Annotated in this window: 13 protein-coding genes and 1 pseudogene; 5 read left to right on the forward strand and 9 right to left on the reverse strand. The window is 52.8% G+C overall.

Going from position 1 to position 15159, the window contains the following annotated elements; genetic code table 11:
- The first annotated feature begins 37 nt into the window (after positions 1–37).
- The 3 genes from IB252_RS04835 (at position 38) to tnpB (IB252_RS04845) (ending at position 2323) form a co-directional block, all read left to right on the forward strand.
- Positions 38–1225 (forward strand): hypothetical protein, encoded by a 1188-nt coding sequence (locus IB252_RS04835; protein WP_192407118.1) that lies wholly within the window; start codon positions 38–40, stop codon positions 1223–1225.
- 59 nt (positions 1226–1284) lie between these two features.
- The gene (locus tag IB252_RS04840; RefSeq protein WP_192407120.1) at positions 1285–1743 is read left to right on the forward strand and encodes a hypothetical protein; all 459 of its coding nucleotides are present in this window, start codon (positions 1285–1287) and stop codon (positions 1741–1743) included.
- A 319-nt stretch (positions 1744–2062) separates the two neighbouring features.
- On the forward strand, positions 2063–2323 hold the full coding sequence (gene tnpB, locus IB252_RS04845) for an IS66 family insertion sequence element accessory protein TnpB (RefSeq protein WP_225607269.1): 261 nt from the start codon (positions 2063–2065) through the stop codon (positions 2321–2323).
- A 31-nt stretch (positions 2324–2354) separates the two neighbouring features.
- On the opposite strand, the gene IB252_RS04850 is transcribed toward tnpB (IB252_RS04845), so the two are convergent.
- The 4 genes and pseudogenes from IB252_RS04850 to tnpB (IB252_RS30310) all read right to left on the reverse strand — a co-directional run bounded on the left by IB252_RS04850 (position 2355) and on the right by tnpB (IB252_RS30310) (position 4575).
- The gene (locus IB252_RS04850) at positions 2355–2615 is read right to left on the reverse strand and encodes a DUF6429 family protein (protein ID WP_192407122.1); all 261 of its coding nucleotides are present in this window, start codon (positions 2613–2615) and stop codon (positions 2355–2357) included.
- A 69-nt stretch (positions 2616–2684) separates the two neighbouring features.
- Positions 2685–4196 (reverse strand): annotated as a pseudogene (gene tnpC, locus IB252_RS04855) (IS66 family transposase).
- A gap of 18 nt (positions 4197–4214) precedes the next feature.
- Positions 4215–4448, reverse strand: a complete 234-nt coding sequence (gene tnpB, locus IB252_RS30305) for an IS66 family insertion sequence element accessory protein TnpB (RefSeq protein WP_318652712.1) — start codon at positions 4446–4448, stop codon at positions 4215–4217.
- Entirely contained in the window at positions 4342–4575 is a 234-nt protein-coding gene (gene tnpB, locus IB252_RS30310) for an IS66 family insertion sequence element accessory protein TnpB (RefSeq protein WP_318652708.1), read from the reverse strand. Before tnpB (IB252_RS30310) ends, tnpB (IB252_RS30305) begins: the two co-directional genes overlap by 107 nt.
- Before the next feature lie 664 nt (positions 4576–5239).
- On the opposite strand from tnpB (IB252_RS30310), the gene ltrA reads away from it, so the two are divergent.
- On the forward strand, positions 5240–6514 hold the full coding sequence (ltrA, locus tag IB252_RS04865; protein ID WP_412548156.1) for a group II intron reverse transcriptase/maturase: 1275 nt from the start codon (positions 5240–5242) through the stop codon (positions 6512–6514).
- Between the two features lie 359 nt (positions 6515–6873).
- Here the strand turns inward: ltrA and IB252_RS04870 are convergent, their stop codons facing one another.
- From IB252_RS04870 to cysD, 4 genes are all read right to left on the reverse strand, one after another.
- Positions 6874–7977 carry an acyltransferase family protein gene (locus IB252_RS04870; protein ID WP_192407126.1) on the reverse strand — a complete coding sequence of 368 codons (1104 nt, stop codon included), beginning with the start codon at positions 7975–7977 and terminating at the stop codon, positions 6874–6876.
- 108 nt (positions 7978–8085) lie between these two features.
- On the reverse strand, positions 8086–9003 hold the full coding sequence (locus IB252_RS04875) for a transposase (RefSeq protein WP_412548157.1): 918 nt from the start codon (positions 9001–9003) through the stop codon (positions 8086–8088).
- Positions 9004–9362: 359 nt separating this feature from the next.
- The gene (gene cysN, locus IB252_RS04880) at positions 9363–11258 is read right to left on the reverse strand and encodes a sulfate adenylyltransferase subunit CysN (protein WP_192407128.1); all 1896 of its coding nucleotides are present in this window, start codon (positions 11256–11258) and stop codon (positions 9363–9365) included.
- A complete protein-coding gene (gene cysD, locus IB252_RS04885; RefSeq protein ID WP_192407130.1) occupies positions 11258–12700 on the reverse strand; it encodes a sulfate adenylyltransferase subunit CysD in 1443 nt (480 codons plus the stop codon). The genes cysN and cysD overlap by 1 nt, the downstream gene beginning before the upstream one ends.
- A gap of 219 nt (positions 12701–12919) precedes the next feature.
- Between cysD and IB252_RS04890 the strand changes: the two genes are divergently transcribed.
- The gene (locus IB252_RS04890; RefSeq protein WP_192407132.1) at positions 12920–14350 is read left to right on the forward strand and encodes an FAD/NAD(P)-binding protein; all 1431 of its coding nucleotides are present in this window, start codon (positions 12920–12922) and stop codon (positions 14348–14350) included.
- Here IB252_RS04890 and IB252_RS04895 read toward each other — a convergent pair.
- The gene (locus IB252_RS04895) at positions 14325–15116 is read right to left on the reverse strand and encodes a CPBP family intramembrane glutamic endopeptidase (RefSeq protein WP_192407134.1); all 792 of its coding nucleotides are present in this window, start codon (positions 15114–15116) and stop codon (positions 14325–14327) included. The genes IB252_RS04890 and IB252_RS04895 overlap by 26 nt on opposite strands.
- Positions 15117–15159 lie beyond the last annotated feature (43 nt).

A 15159-nucleotide genomic window follows, 5' to 3' on the forward strand; every position in this document is an offset into this window, starting at 1 on the left:
TGTTGCTTGGCTGTATTTTGAGTTCGGGAGGGGGGGTATGTTTAATACCGTTTATATACACGCAGGTCTACCAAAAACTGGGTCGTCATACTTGCAGCACGCTTTGGAGTTGTTGTCCAAAAGCAATAGGCTTGAGGTCGTGCATTATCCAATAAAAAAAGAGACCCAAGCTTTTTCTGGAAATGGTGTAAGTGTGGCCACACAGTTGGTCCCTGAACTGTTTCCAACGTTCATGCCTGAGCAGCTAGAACAAGAGCTTGAAGAGTTACTGGAAGGTTGCGAATCCATTGGTGGGGACTTGCTGATTTCCAGTGAAGATTTTTTCTCGGCGTCGCCTGAAAGATTCGATTATTTTAAAAAATTACTGCTTAAATATGCAGAGAATATAAAGTTAATTATCGTGGTTAGATCCATAGATTCTTGGGTCTACTCATATTATATGCAAATGGTAAAGAGGCATGGTGCGTCTAGCGGGTTTACTACTGAGTGGTTGGAGAAATTTAAAGAAGAGATTTTTCAGAAGTTACAGTCAATAGATAGGTTTGAAGTCGAGACACTCGTTTTGCCTTATAGCAGTACCGGTTTATTAAGAACGTTTTTAAAGGTTATGGGTGAAAGTCGTGAACTGACTAATGAGGTTCCGGATGTCAGGGTTAACCGCAGTTTGACTCAGCAGGAATTAAAAATTCTAGAACGAGTGAATAGTATATTTGGCTGTGCGCGGTTGTCAGAATTAATTAGCGATGAGTTTATTCGCCTCGATAGCGAAGGTTCGTCTGAGCCACTTTCAGCGGATTTGGCTGCTTTTTATATGGATTTTCGTAATGGGTTTGAGGCGAAAATTTGTAATAGCCTTGGAGCGGGGGGCTCTTCGTCGGGATCTAAAGTTATTAAAGATGTAAAGCCTATACTTTTTGCTGAAGTAGATGACCAAACCCTGGTGCCGTCCGCACAGGGTGTAAAGTCAGATGAGTTGTTGTTTGATTCGGTTCTTCCGATGATCAAACTTTGGATGGATGAGGGTGGCGACTTATTTAGAATTAGAAATTTCGCAGCTAAAAACCTCAATCCTACCGTAGATTTTTTCGATCCTGTTCATTACCTTGTCTTGAATAAGGATGTTTTACGGCTTGGTGTTGATCCATGGCGCCATTACCAGAAAAATGGTAAAGGGGAAGGTCGTGACTCTGCTTATGTTAGAGCGGATATCGATTTTCAGTTTTAATCTATTCAGCTATTTAAGAATGGATAGAGTCAAACTATTGTTATTTTAAAGGTTGAGAAATGAGTGTTAGAACAAAAGCAGCAACGTCTTTTATCGTTGCGACACTTCTGTCGTTAGTGGCATGCTCTGATGATGCAGGTCCAAAGAGCCATGTGGTCTCCACTGACTGTTGGTTGGATGCCATTAATGGCGATCGAGCAGATAGTGTGCGGTCTTCTCCAGGAACTATCTCTTTTGGTGGATGGGCTGCAGACAGCACGACTAATACTGTGCCAGTAGATATGGCAATTAAATTGATTGATTCTTCTGGGAAATCGTCCTTGTTTAGTGCCTCTAAAAGACTCAGCCGTCCTGACGTTGTGTCGGTGACTAATAAGACTGGTTACCTCATGTCCGGCTATGATTTTAAGGCAAATGGTGCTTCGCTGGCGCCAGGAGAGTATGGTATTTCGATTGAGATGTATCGTGACAAATCAAATGTTTCTTGTGCAATTTCTAAAAAACTAGTTGTTAAGTGAGTTCTACCCTGTTTCGCCCCTTTTGAAGGGGTGTTTCGGGAGAATCGATGCAGTGCTGCTATAAAAATAATGGCGGGACTGTTATTTGTTATGGTTCTGCCATTAAACAATTTGAGCAAGAATCGGGTTTATGAGATTGCAAGATATACTGCATGATCGTTCAAATAATTTTACTTTGCTTCGCTTAATTGTGGCATTGGCTGATTTGTTTGGGCACTCTCATGCACTATCTCTGTACCGCTCCATGAACCCCACATTCAAAGCCGCAATTTGATGCTGGATGCTGTGCTCCCGATATTTTTTCTGGAGCTCACCCCTCATGATGCGTCCCGACGCCAAAGTCGAAAAAGTCTACCTCTACCCCAAACCCGTGGACCTCCGAAAATCCATCGACGGACTGGCCGCCCTGGTCGAGCTGGATATCAAGGTCGCTGTGTTCGACCCGGTGCTTTTTGTTTTCCTCAACAAGCCCCGCAACCGCGTGAAGATTTTGTATTGGGAGCGCAACGGCTTTTGCCTTTGGCTCAAGCGCCTCGAGTCCGAGCGTTTAAAACATCCCCCAATCGTATGTGATCCATAAACCCCACCTACCGTATGGCCGTGGTATGAAGTCAGGTATCCAAGTCGGATTCATGCTCCACTTGAGTTCTTACCCCAAATAACCGGTCGGCTATCTGCCGACCTCGCTCCAGCCCTTCTGCCGTCAACCAAATCGATTTGTTCTTGTTCACCGGATTGCTGATGAAACCATGTTCATGCAATCGGCTCATGGTCTCGAAGTCGAACCCTTTCCAAGCATTGCCGTTATCAAAACTGAAGGTTGCCAACAGGGCAAGCACGGCTTCTTCAATCAGTTTATCATCGTATTCCATGATCGTTGCTCCGCTCGTATTCTTTAAACTCACCGTAAACCCCACCAGCCATCAAGATGGATAGCGCGTTTAACTACGCGATGCCGGCGAGCAGCTCCAGGGCAGTAACGCTTCGTAATCCTCAACTGAAGAAGCCATCGGCAGGCGCTCAAGTGCGTGGCGCAGCCACGCATAGGGCTCTTGGCCGTTGGCTTTGGCAGTCTCGACCAAGCTGTAAAGTTGAGCGCTGGCCGTCGCACCTTTGGACGTGTCGCTGAACAATCAGTTCTTTCTTCCGATCACGAAGGGCCTGATGGCTCTTTCGGCAGGGTTGTTGTCGATCGGCAAGTAGCCTTCCTCGACGTACCGCTCAAGTTTGTTCCAGTTGCTCGCCAGGTAGCTGATGGCTTTGCCCAGGGCGTTTTGAGCTGTCACCTGTAGCTGCGTCTTTTTCATCCAGCTTTTCAGCTGGGCTAACACCGGCAGGCTGTGCTCGTGACGGCCGGCTTTACGCTCGCCGTCGTTGTCGGCCTTTAGGTCGCGTTCTATGCCATAAAGCTTGTTGATCAGGTTCAGCGCGATGTCGGCACGGCCCGTCTTACCTTTGGGTTAAACTTTTTGCGCTTCGAGGAATTTGCGCCGTGCATGCGCCCAGCAACCTAGACGCTCAACTCCGTCCTGCGCGCCCAGCGCGTTGTAACCGGCATAATCATCGGTCATCACATAGCCGCGATAGCCATTAAGCAGGCGCGTCGGCACCTCCTGCGCCCGGCTGGTGGAGTAGTCGAAAAGGATCACAGGTTTGTCGGGTGGGCCGCCGGTTTGCACCCACATCCAGGACTGACTGCTTGGCTCCCGATCAGGCTCTTTCAACACCTGCACGCGGGTTTCATCGCAGTGGATGATGCGGCTTTTCAGCAACTGGTCGCGCATTAAATTCAGCAGTGGCTGCAAGTGTTCGCCGCACTGGATAACCCAGCGGGCCAAGGTCTGACGCGGGATATCGATGCCATGGCGGCCCAGTACTTTTTCGAAACGATGAAGCGGTAAACCGTCCGCGTATTTGGTGGTCAGCAGCATCGCCAGCACGCTTGGGCTGGCCATGCTTTTTTCAATCAACTGAGCGGGCTTGTCCGCAGTGACCGGTGCCGTTTCACAGGCACGGCAACTGTAGACCTTACGAATGTGTTTGATCACACGGATTTGCATCGGCACGATTTCAAGTTGCTCGCTGACCTCCTCGCCGATGGCGTGTTTGCGGCAGCCGCAGGCACAGGTCAGTTCATGCTCGGGCAGTTCATGAATGACTTCGATGCGAGGGAGATCGGCCGGCAGCGGCTTGCGCTTGCCACGCCGTTGGGTCGGCGCAACAACTTCCTCTTCAGCGGCGTCATCGGTGGGCTCTACGACGCTTTCCGCCTCATTGAAAAGGGCCAACTGTGGCGTTGCCGGATCAGCCGTTTGCTCGGACTTGCGTCCAAACAGGCGCTGACGCAGCAGCGCGTTTTCTTCTTCGAGAAAACCGACTCTGGACTGCATCTTCGCAAGCATTTGCTTGAGCAATTCAGGATCATCGGGGAGGTTTTCGGGCATGGAAATCATGCCCTGGATTATACCGAATCAGGCCACGAATCGCGGTGTCAAAACCTGATGAGGGCGGTTGCGCCAGAGGTCAAAACCATCCAGTAGCCAGTTCAGTTCCTGGACGGTCAGGATGATTGCTTCATCGTTGGCATCGGGCGATGTTTTAAATCGCTCGGATTCGAGGCGCTTGAGCCAAAGACAGAAGCCGTTGCGCTCCCAATACAAAATCTTCACGCGGTTGCGTGGCTTGTTGAGGAAGACGAAAAGCACAGGGTCGAAATACCGCGACTTTGATATCCAGTTCGACCAGCGCGGCCAGGCCATCAATGGATTTTCGAAAGTCCACGGGTTTGGGGTAGAGATAGACTTTTTCGACTTTGGCATCGGGTCGCATCATGGTGGGCTGGCTCCTGAGGGAATCGGGAGCACAGCATCCGGGATCAGCTAAGCGCTTTGAATGTGGGGTTTATGGAGCGCTTAGTGCGCCAGCCAAGCTGGCAGTTGATAAAGGGTGAAAGTCCCTACGAGAGAAGTTATGGCGAAACACCTCGACCCCGAGTCATGCGTTGTGCACCGTGAGGTGTACGGCGAAGCGTTGGCAGGGGAAACCAGCAGGCCAGCCATTGAGCCGCGAAATCATGAGTCCGGGGCGCCGACGCTGTTAAGCGAAGCGGAAGGCCACAGTGTGCATGACGATAATCGCAAGTCATGTATCACGCCCTGCGCGGTCGTAGACCCTGAGCATGCTGGGAAGTCAACTGTACGGAAGCTGGGAGATCTCATTCGTGTCTGGTCGTGACAAGCCAGACGGGGCAGGAAAGGCCACAAGCCGAGCGTCTGCCGTCTACGCGAATGAGAAGTCGGATAGCCCCGTAGTACCTGAGAAGTTACCGAACAATGGGCCTGGCCCGGCGGAGGTGATGGAGGAAAGGGGGCTAGACAAGGGGAACAGTGAGCAACTTTCCGCGCCCCGGACGCAGAGCCGGATAAGCGCGTTCTCAGGGTTGCCCGCTGTACGTCAAGCAGCCCGGCAGGATCGCCGGGTCAAGTTCACGAGTTTATTGCACCACGTCACGGTCGAGCTACTACGCGAGAGTTTTTACAACCTCAAGCGAGACGCCGCCTGTGGTGTGGATGGAATATCGTGGCGAGAGTACGAGCAAGATCTTCAAGAGAAACTGAAAACCTTGCATGACAAAGTGCACAGTGGGCGGTACCGAGCCAAACCTGTTCGACGGGTTTTCGTCCCGAAGGCAGATGGCAGCGAGCGACCGCTGGGTGTCACCGCGCTGGAAGACAAGATCGTCCAGACCGCAGTAGTGCAGGTGCTCAATGCGATCTATGAGCAGAATTTTCTCGGACTCTCGTATGGGTTTCGCCCTGGTCGAGGGCAACACGATGCATTGGATGCTTTGTCGGTGGGAATACAGAACTCTCGGGTTCGGTGGATATTGGACGTGGATATTCGTGCGTTCTTTGACACGATCGATCACGAATGGATGATGTGCTTCTTGCAACACCGAATCGCAGATAGGCGAGTGTTAGGGTTGATAGCTCGATGGCTCCGTACTGGCGTTATCGAGAATGGAAAGCGAATCCCGGCGAAGCAGGGCACACCGCAAGGCGCGCCTATTTCACCGTTGCTGGCCAATATCTACCTGCACTACGTGATGGATTTGTGGATTAGGCAATGGCGTGGGCGTACAGCACAGGGCGAGATGATTGCCGTGAGGTATGCAGACGACAGCGTGCTTGGGTTCGAAAAGCGTGAAGATGCATGGAGCTTTCGCCATGCTTTGGAAGCTCGACTCGCTCAGTTCAACCTGACTCTACACCCAGAGAAAACACGTCTGCTGCGGTTTGGCTGGTTCGCGGCCGAAGACTGCAAGAAGCGTGGCGAAGGGAAACCGGAAACTTTCGATTTCCTCGGGCTCACGCATTTCTGTAGTCAAACCAAGAACGGGATGTTCGTGGTGGGGCGCACGACTATCAGCAAACGTATGAGAGCAACGCTCAAGGAAATACGGGCGCAGTTGCATAAGCGCAGGCACGAGCCTGTCCCTGTGATCGGGCAGTGGTTGAGTCGGCTGTTTAGAGGTTATTGCAATTACTACCACGTACCCGGTAATACACGGAGGCTGGATGCTTTTCGCCGGGAAATTATCGGAGCGTGGAGGCATGCCCTTAAACGGCGGAGTCAGCGACATCGACTGAACTGGGAGCGCTTGACTGCGCTAGCCAGGCTGTTCATTCCCTATCCGCGCGAGCTACCAATGCATCCTCATCCCATAACCCGCTTCGGCGTTAAAACCCAAGGCAGGAGCCGTATGCGGTAATTCCGCACGTACGGATCTGTGCGGGGGGTGGCAGGTGACTGCCATTCCTACCGCGACCTGCCAATGTGTGCCTGAAGGCTTGGCAGTTCAGCTGCTGGAACAAGAATGCCCCAAACCTCGCCTACCTCAGTGGCGCGAAGCCGATCCCGACCGGGCAGTCCGCTCAGGCGCAGAAGCTGACTAGGTGATCGCCGATGCTGCACCAGATCCCACCGCCAGCGCCATGCACTAGGCTTCAAGTACAATTACTACTTTTCTCTGAAAATCCAGACCGACCTCCCCGGTGAAATGCGTTTAACCGGAAAATAGTCTCATATTATGATGATAATGCAGAGCGCTGACTAAAAGTGGTTTTGATTTTATGCGTTTTCCAAAACTTGGCGTGAAAATAACTTTTTTGCGCGGATATGGCCTCTCTTTCGAATAGGCTCTTCCACAAATCTGTAATTTAGTTCGGTGAGTAAAAAAATAAGTACCAGTGCAGTCAGCGCAAATCGTAAAGTGTATGTCTCGTTTAGTACAGTACCCTGAGGCTCAATCCATGCCCATATCTCACGAGTGAACCAAAATGATGGGATGTGAATAAGATAGATCGCATAAGAGCGTGTTCCTATCCATGCAAGATAGTCTCTAATCGGTGAGGGCTTGAAAAAATAACCTTTGTCGTACGAACACAGCCACACAATTACTGCGCAGACGACTGCTGCTAGCCCAGTGTAGAAGGTAACGATCTGATACCGAGTAGTCGCAAATAAGCTAAATAGCAGAAGAGCAGGAATTACGAGACGGAAACGAGAAGAGTTTAGGCTGGGCTCTAGTGCTCTATAGATGGGCGTGTTGGAAAAGATAGCAATCAGAACTCCGAGTAAAATAGCATCCGTCCTGATAAACGAGAGAACTCCATTCCATTCCTGTCGGCTGATGAAAAGTTGGGCGAAAACTAAGCATATAAGTACAAGAGAAAGTCGTTTTCGAAAGAAAAAAACAATGAATGGCAACGCAATATAGAATTGCTCCTCTAAAGACAACGTCCAATAGAGCGCAAATACCCCACATTTGCCACTGCCACTGTCAGTCGTGCAGTTGTAGAAATGAAAATTCTCTACGTGCAGGATGGCGGCGGCAATATCTGCCAAATTCTGGGAATTGAATTGTGCGGCTTGCGTATGGATCATTAGTGGTCCAAGCGCCATAGGGATCAGTAGCCACAACCAAGCGGATGGTGTAATGCGATAGAGCCGTTTCACCCAGAACGCTCCGCATTCCTTCCAAAACGGTATACCTGTTTTGTCTTCTAGCTTCGGTAGCAGTGTTCTCGCAATCACAAATCCAGACACACAGAAAAACAGATCTACTCCAACATACAACCCCTGACCCACCTGTGACCATTTTGTCACGTCCCAAACAAACAGGCCCGCTAGATGGTGCACGATCACAGCTAGGACCGCGATGGCACGTAACACTTGGATCTCTTGGTTTAGTCGATTTTCAGGTGGAGGCCCTATTGCGCTTTCTTTCTGTTGTGTGATGCACATGCTTTCTTGTGTCTCCGTGAGCTTACGCGCAGTTTTCTAGCGCGGCACTGTACTACATAAGTAGTGGCACAATAAAATTGGTAGCTCACCTAAGGAGACGCTGAACAATTCGCTTGCTCGCACTGCCCCCATTTTCAAGCCGTTTTTTTTGAATGTACCGGCCTTGTTCTGCGTTTTTGGGCCGATGTCTGCCTTCATTTTTCTGATCAGCGGGCCTGCCCCGCCTTTCAGACAGGTTTCCCCGGTCGCCCGTTGCAAATACCGCTTGGCCAACCCAAACAAACTGAGCAACGGCGCTATATTCTTTTCAAGTCCACGGTAGCGAACCTTGCGAGTATAGAAGCGCACCTTGATCACCTGGAGGGGATGCTTGACCTTGGCATGCAGTCGCACCTTGGTGTATTCGATTTTTGCGCTTGACCCGGTACAGCTCACGGCCTTTGCCGTGATGCTTGTAGCTGCTTGGCCGTGCTGCAATATAACGTCCCGTCCAGCATGCTCCGGTCGCTTGGCCGCTCCGGTATATCCAGTGTCACCCGAAACATAGGTTTCGGCGCTATGCAGCAACTGGTCGACCTGAGTGACAAACGCCACGTTGGCGGCCGTCCCTACCAAGCTATGTGCCAGCCCCGACATAGCGTCGACAGTGTGGGCCTTCATCCTGATGTGACATTGATTGCCTTCTCGGTTCTTGATCAAGGGCCACGCGGTAATCAGGGTAGCGTCGACGATAGTGCCTTTCTTGAGCAGCAGATCTTGTCTGGCCAGATGCTGGTTAATCGTTTCAAACAGCACCTGCGTAAGCTGATGGATTTCCAGCAAGCGGCAAAATCGCAGCAAGGAGGTGGCATCCGGCGTCGACTCGCGGCCCAGGTTGATGCCCATAAACCCAGCGGTCGTAGGCGGCATCTTCGATACCATCATCGGAGAAGCGGAAACACTGCTGCGCGACATACTTTCGCAGCATGCGTTACAACCCAATCGCAGGGCGCCCGCGCTTGCCTGCTTTAAAATACAAAATGCCCGATACGATGCATCGAACATAGAGGCCAAACAGGTGTACACCTATTTCAGGACTAGACACTCGGTTGCGAGGCTTGTTGAGGAACATGAAAAGCTCCGGGTCGAACACCGCGACCTGGATATGTTGATAGTGCCATTGTGCTTTCGGCCAAACGAACACCCCTCTTCACATTCTTGACATCGCATCGTTTGGGCTCTTATTGGGTAAAGGTAGTCCATCGTATGACACATGATCACGTCAATATAGCTGGTTGCCCCCCAAGGCGTGGCAGTCAGCGTACTACGAAAATTTATAAGTTTATGGTTTCTACGATTGTGGAGATAGAATCGCTAATGGTCATTTCATTTGATCCTATTTCAATCTTTGCATTGTGCGGCGGTTCATACGGACTCCCCACCCCCGACAAATTAGGCAACTGCCCCGATCTCGCCTTCCTGTACAACCCCTTCACATCCCGCGCCTCGCACACCTCCAGCGGCGTGCTGACAAACACTTCCACAAAATTCTCTTCCCCAATCAGCTCTCGCGCCATTTGCCGTTCCCGGCGGAACGGTGAAATAAACGCGGTCATGACAATCAGCCCGGCATCCATCATCAATTTGGCGACTTCGGCGATGCGCCGAATATTCTCCACGCGGTCTGCGTCAGTGAAACCAAGATCCTTGTTGAGTCCTTGGCGAACGTTGTCACCGTCGAGCAGATAGGTTCGATATCCACTGGCGTGCAACTCGACTTCCAGTGCATTGGCGAGTGTCGATTTGCCCGAGCCGGACAGACCGGTAAACCAGATGACCTTGCCTTTGTGGCCATTGAGCTTTTCGCGGTTTTCACGAGAGATCGACAACACTTGTGTGTGCACGTTTTGCGCACGTCGCAGGCTGTGGGTGATCATTCCCGCTGCCACGGTGGCGTTACTGATGCGATCAACGAGGATAAAGCTACCGAGTGTCCTGGAGTGTTTGTAGCTGTCGTAAACCAACGGTTTGCTGGTCGCCAGCGTGCACACGCTGATGTCATTGAGCGATAGCTGGGTGCTGGCGTCATGGGCGAGGGTGTTGATGTCTACCCGATACTTGATGTTGGTGATCGATGCAGATGCCCATTGCGTGGCCAGTTTAATGTCGTAGTTACGACCGTGCAGGCCAGCTTCTTCATTCATCCACACCAGCATTGCTTCGAACTGGTCGGTCGTTTCCAGCGGGCGTTGGCTCAGGGAAATAATGTCGCCCCGGGAGACGTCAATTTCCTTGCTGAGTTTCAAAGTCACCGCATCGCCACACAAGGCTTCCTGCATCGGGCCGTCCATGCTGACGATTTCGGTCACGGTCGCCGTGTGGCCGGAAAGGGTGACGCGAACCTCATCGCCAACGATGACTTTCCCTTCGGCGACATAGCCACTGAACCCGCGGAACGAAGCATCAGGTCGATTGACCCACTGCACCGGAAACACCAGGCGCGCGGATTCGGGAACGTTGACCTCAATCGTTTCCAGGCAGCCCATCAGTGTTGGCCCGGAATACCACGGTGTGTTGGCCGAGCGCTGCGTAATGTTGTCGCCCTTGAGCGCGCTGACCGGGATCGGGGTGATTCTTTCAAAGCCCAGCGTGTGTGCGAACGCCTGAAACGTGTCGACGGCGTGTTGAAAGGTGCTGGGGTCAAAGCCGACCAGGTCCATTTTGTTTACCGCGAGCACCACTTGGCGAATGCCCATCAGCGACGCCAGGTAAGCGTGCCGCCGCGTCTGCGTCAGCACCCCTTGCCTGGCATCGATAAGGATGATGGCCACGTCTGCGGTTGAAGCACCGGTGACCATATTGCGCGTGTATTGCTCATGGCCCGGCGTATCGGCAACGATGAATTTGCGCTTGGCGGTGGCGAAATATCGATAAGCCACGTCGATGGTGATGCCCTGTTCGCGCTCCGCCGACAGGCCGTCGACCAGCAAGGCGAAGTCGATCTCGGCCCCTTGGGTGCCATATTTTTTTGATTCGTTTTTCAGTGCTGCCAACTGATCGTCAGTCAGTTGCCGGGCGTCCCATAGCAGGCGTCCGATCAGGGTGCTTTTGCCATCGTCCACGCTGCCGCAGGTTATAAAGCGCAGCAAGTCCTGACCTTGTTGCTGTTCAAGGTAGGCCTCAATGGTCGAGGGCATGGCGGTGGCTGTTGTTTGAGCGTTAGGTGCCATCAGAAATAGCCCTCCTTTTTTTTCTTTTCCATGCTGGCTGAACTGTCGCTGTCTATGGCTCGCCCTTGTCGCTCGGAACTGCTGGAACCGAGCAGCTCCAGCAGGATGTCTGCGACGGTGGCGGCATTCGATTCCACAGCCCCGGTCAGGGGATAGCAGCCAAGGGTGCGAAAGCGGATGTGTCTGGCTTCAATCTTCTCGCCGGGCAGTAGGGTCATGCGTTCATCGTCAACCATGAGTGTCATGCCGTTGCGCAAGACGATGGGTCTTTCTTTGGCGAAGTACAGGGGCACCACCGGAATGTTTTCCTGGTAGATGTATTGCCAGATATCGAGTTCTGTCCAATTGGAGAGCGGGAAGACGCGAATGCTCTCGCCCTGGTTTTTGCGTGCGTTGTAGATATTCCAGAGCTCGGGTCGTTGCTGTTTCGGCTCCCACTGATGGCTTTGGGTGCGGAACGAAAAAATGCGTTCCTTTGCCCGGGATTTTTCTTCATCCCGGCGCGCGCCGCCAAACACGACGTCAAACTTGTACTGATCCAGCGCTTGCTTGAGCCCTTCGGTCTTGGTGATATCGGTGTGCAGTGCCGAGCCATGATCGAAGGGATTGATGTCTTTGCTGATGGCGTCCGGGTTGATGTGCACGAGCAGATCCATGCCGCTTTCCCGCGCCATGAAGTCGCGAAACCTGTACATCTCTTGAAACTTCCAACGCGTATCGACGTGCAGCAGCGGAAAGGGCGGTGGCGACGGGTAAAAGGCTTTGCGGGCGAGGTGCAGCATCACCGCACTGTCTTTGCCCATGGAATAGAGCATGGCGGGATTCTCGGCCTCAGCGACAGCCTCGCGAATAATTTGCAGGCTTTCCGCTTCAAGGCGCTTGAGGTGTGGTGTGCGCACCGTCAGCGAATCGACAGTCCCGGTTCGATTGCTTTCATCCTGCACGGCCGGATAACTCAACAGCCCCAGCTCGACATTGGCGGGTGCACGTGTGTGTCTGCACACTGCAACCAGTCGACCGCTTGGAAAGAGGGTGATGGGCTTGGCGATATGCGCTTGCAGGCGTTGCAGCGCATCGGTGAGCTGTTGCGCGTCAACGGGATGAGTGCCAAGTGGCAACCAGTAGCGAGCGCCCCTGGCATCGTTGGCATGCAAAAAATCCGCACCGTTAGAGGTGCGGAGCAGTTGGGCGAAAAGCACCAATTTGCGTTTGGTGCGCGCCTTTTCCATATCCGAAGCCAGGACCGAGGGCGTCGGCTGTCGTCCTGACTCATCGCTGAGGTTTTGCGCGGTCAGCTCGGGAGGAAGCAACTCCAATTCGTGCAGTCGTCGTTCGGCGGTGCGCTTGGTATCGGCTTGATTGAGTTGGTTCAGATGAAGAAATGCCAACTGCGTGTCCCACACGACGGGGGCGTCCAATCCAAGAAGATCAGGGTTCAACATGGACAGCTTCCTTTGTCGCAATACGTGATTTGTGTGGGTGTTCTTGAAAAAACGCTATCTAAAACATTTAGATTAATTAGTTGTTGTATTGAATCACAAACTGCGACATGTTTCTTCCGAAAACTTCCACATAACGGGTCTGCGTCAGAACGATTGACGATGCCTTCATATTGGCGAGTTGCCTCAACCGGGTTCTTCCCACACGGATGTCCAGTACCTATGACCGCCTTCACCTCACTTGAACGCTGCATCGCCATCGTCGGCGCAGGTTTCAGTGGAACCCTCACAGCCATCAACACGCTTAGAGCCAACCCGGGAACGGGGCTGCGCATTCTGTTAATCGAGAAAACCAGTCAGATCTGTCGTGGTCTTGCCTATCGCTACGATGACGATAATCTCCTGCTCAATGTTCCGGCAGGCAATATGAGCGCCATTGCTGATGAACCCAACGATTTCGTCGCGTTTTGCGAAGAGCTGGATCCAGCCTTCAACGCTAAGTCATTCATTTCGCGCCGGCTGTATGGCGAGTATCTGGAGCAGAAGTTAAAGGACGCCATGGATCAGTACCCCGGTGTCATTTCAATCGTGAATGCGCAAGTGAATGCCGTACATCTTTCTACTGACTGCAAACCTTACCGGCTGCAACTGGAAAACGCTGAAGACGTGATGGCTGATAAGGTTGTGCTGGCGCTAGGTCACTTTGCCCCGAAACTGCCAGCTGGAATTCCAGTCGCAATGAGCAGCCAGGTGGTCAGTGCCCTGGACTTCGCTGCCATCGACGTCCTTGACCGAGATGCACCAGTGGTTGTCCTCGGGATGGGTCATACCGCTATCGATGCGGTGTTCAGACTGACCAGCTGTAACCCGGGCCGCAAGGTCTACATGATTTCCCGCCGTGGTCTTTTGCCTTTTGGTCACCGCTTCAATCCCCAGCCGCCACGCACCAGCGGATTCCCGTCCTGGCTTGCTTCCCTCCCCATGACCATACGCGCCTATACCCGTGCTGCGCGCAAAGAAGCAAAGGCTCGTGAAGCGGACGGCGGCAACTGGCGGGATATGCTTAATGAGCTTCGCCCTCACACAGCTACCCTATGGAAAAACCTTTCAGACACAGAGCGGGGCAAATTCCTACAGAGGGTCGTGCCGTACTGGGATATCCACCGCCACCGCCTGGCACCAGCCTCCGAGCGCCGCATTAAACAGCTGATCGAATCGGGGCAGGTTGTTCAACTGGCTGGCAGGGTAAGGGGGGTAGAGAAATTCTGTTCAGGCCTTCGGATCAATGTAGCGCTCAGAGGTCATCAAGGCGTAAGTAGCATCGAGGTCGGCGCTCTGATTAATGGAACCGGCCCGAGCTACGATATTGCAGCGGTGGATCAGCCTATTCTCAATCAATTGCTACATGATGGCTTGATCAAGCAGGATCGACAGAAAATCGGACTTGAGGTGGATGAGCATTACCAGCTCATTACGACGGGCGGTGATTCGTTGCGCGGGCTGCACTACATCGGCCCGATGCTCAAAGCAAAGTATTGGGAGGCAATTGCAGTCCCGGAGCTTCGCATCCACGCGCAACAGCTTGGCCAAGGGTTGGCGAGCCAGCCCTTCACGAGGATATGTGTTGTTACCCAGCCAGCATCGGATAGGTGAACAGTCCGAAATGCAGCAGGTTCAGGCCGAAATGGGTGGCGATGGCCGCACCCAAGCCACCAAAACGGTAGGCCAGACCATAGCCGACACCTGCCAGGCTCGCCAGCAACATCCATTGCCAGCCGGCGCCCACATGCGCCAGGCCGAACAGCAGTGAGGCGAGGATCAGGGCGAGGTTTTCACCGTAGGGCAGGTTTTTGAAATACCGGGTCAGACCGCCCTGAATGTAGCCGCGAAAGAGTGCTTCTTCGACCAGGGTCACCAGCAGCAGATTATTCAGTAGCCACAACCAGGCTTGATCGGGCCACTTCGGTGCCCAACTGATCACGCCCAGCAACAGTGCGCCACCCAAGGCCAGCACGGCACTTAACGTCAGCGCCAGCGCGGTGGCATAGATGGAAGCGCGCAGCGGATGTCGGCCGACAATCCACGGGCAGGCCAGCAAAAGCCAGAATCCGATCAGGGGTTTGTCCTGATTCAGGTACATGAAAAACGGCACGGCATCGTCGGTGAATCGTTGAGGGGCGAAACCACGACCGTTGTAGAAACCGGGAAGCCAGTGCATCGCCAGTGCCAGGACCAGGACGAAGAACACCCCATGACCGAGGTAGCGCGCGATGGGGAGCTTTTGCTGACGGACGGCGAAGCCTGTGAACAGCAACAATGCGAAGGAGATTACGGCCAGCCAGCCGAGGTGACCGTAAATCAGTGCCAGACCATAGCCGAGGGAGAGGAGGGCCAGGTAGTTCCATGGCAGGGCAATCATTTGAAGTCCTTGGTTTTTTGGTCAGCGGCTATATAGAGGCATA

The sequence above is a fragment of the Pseudomonas sp. PDM10 genome (genome assembly GCF_014852295.1).
Lineage (GTDB): Bacteria > Pseudomonadota > Gammaproteobacteria > Pseudomonadales > Pseudomonadaceae > Aquipseudomonas.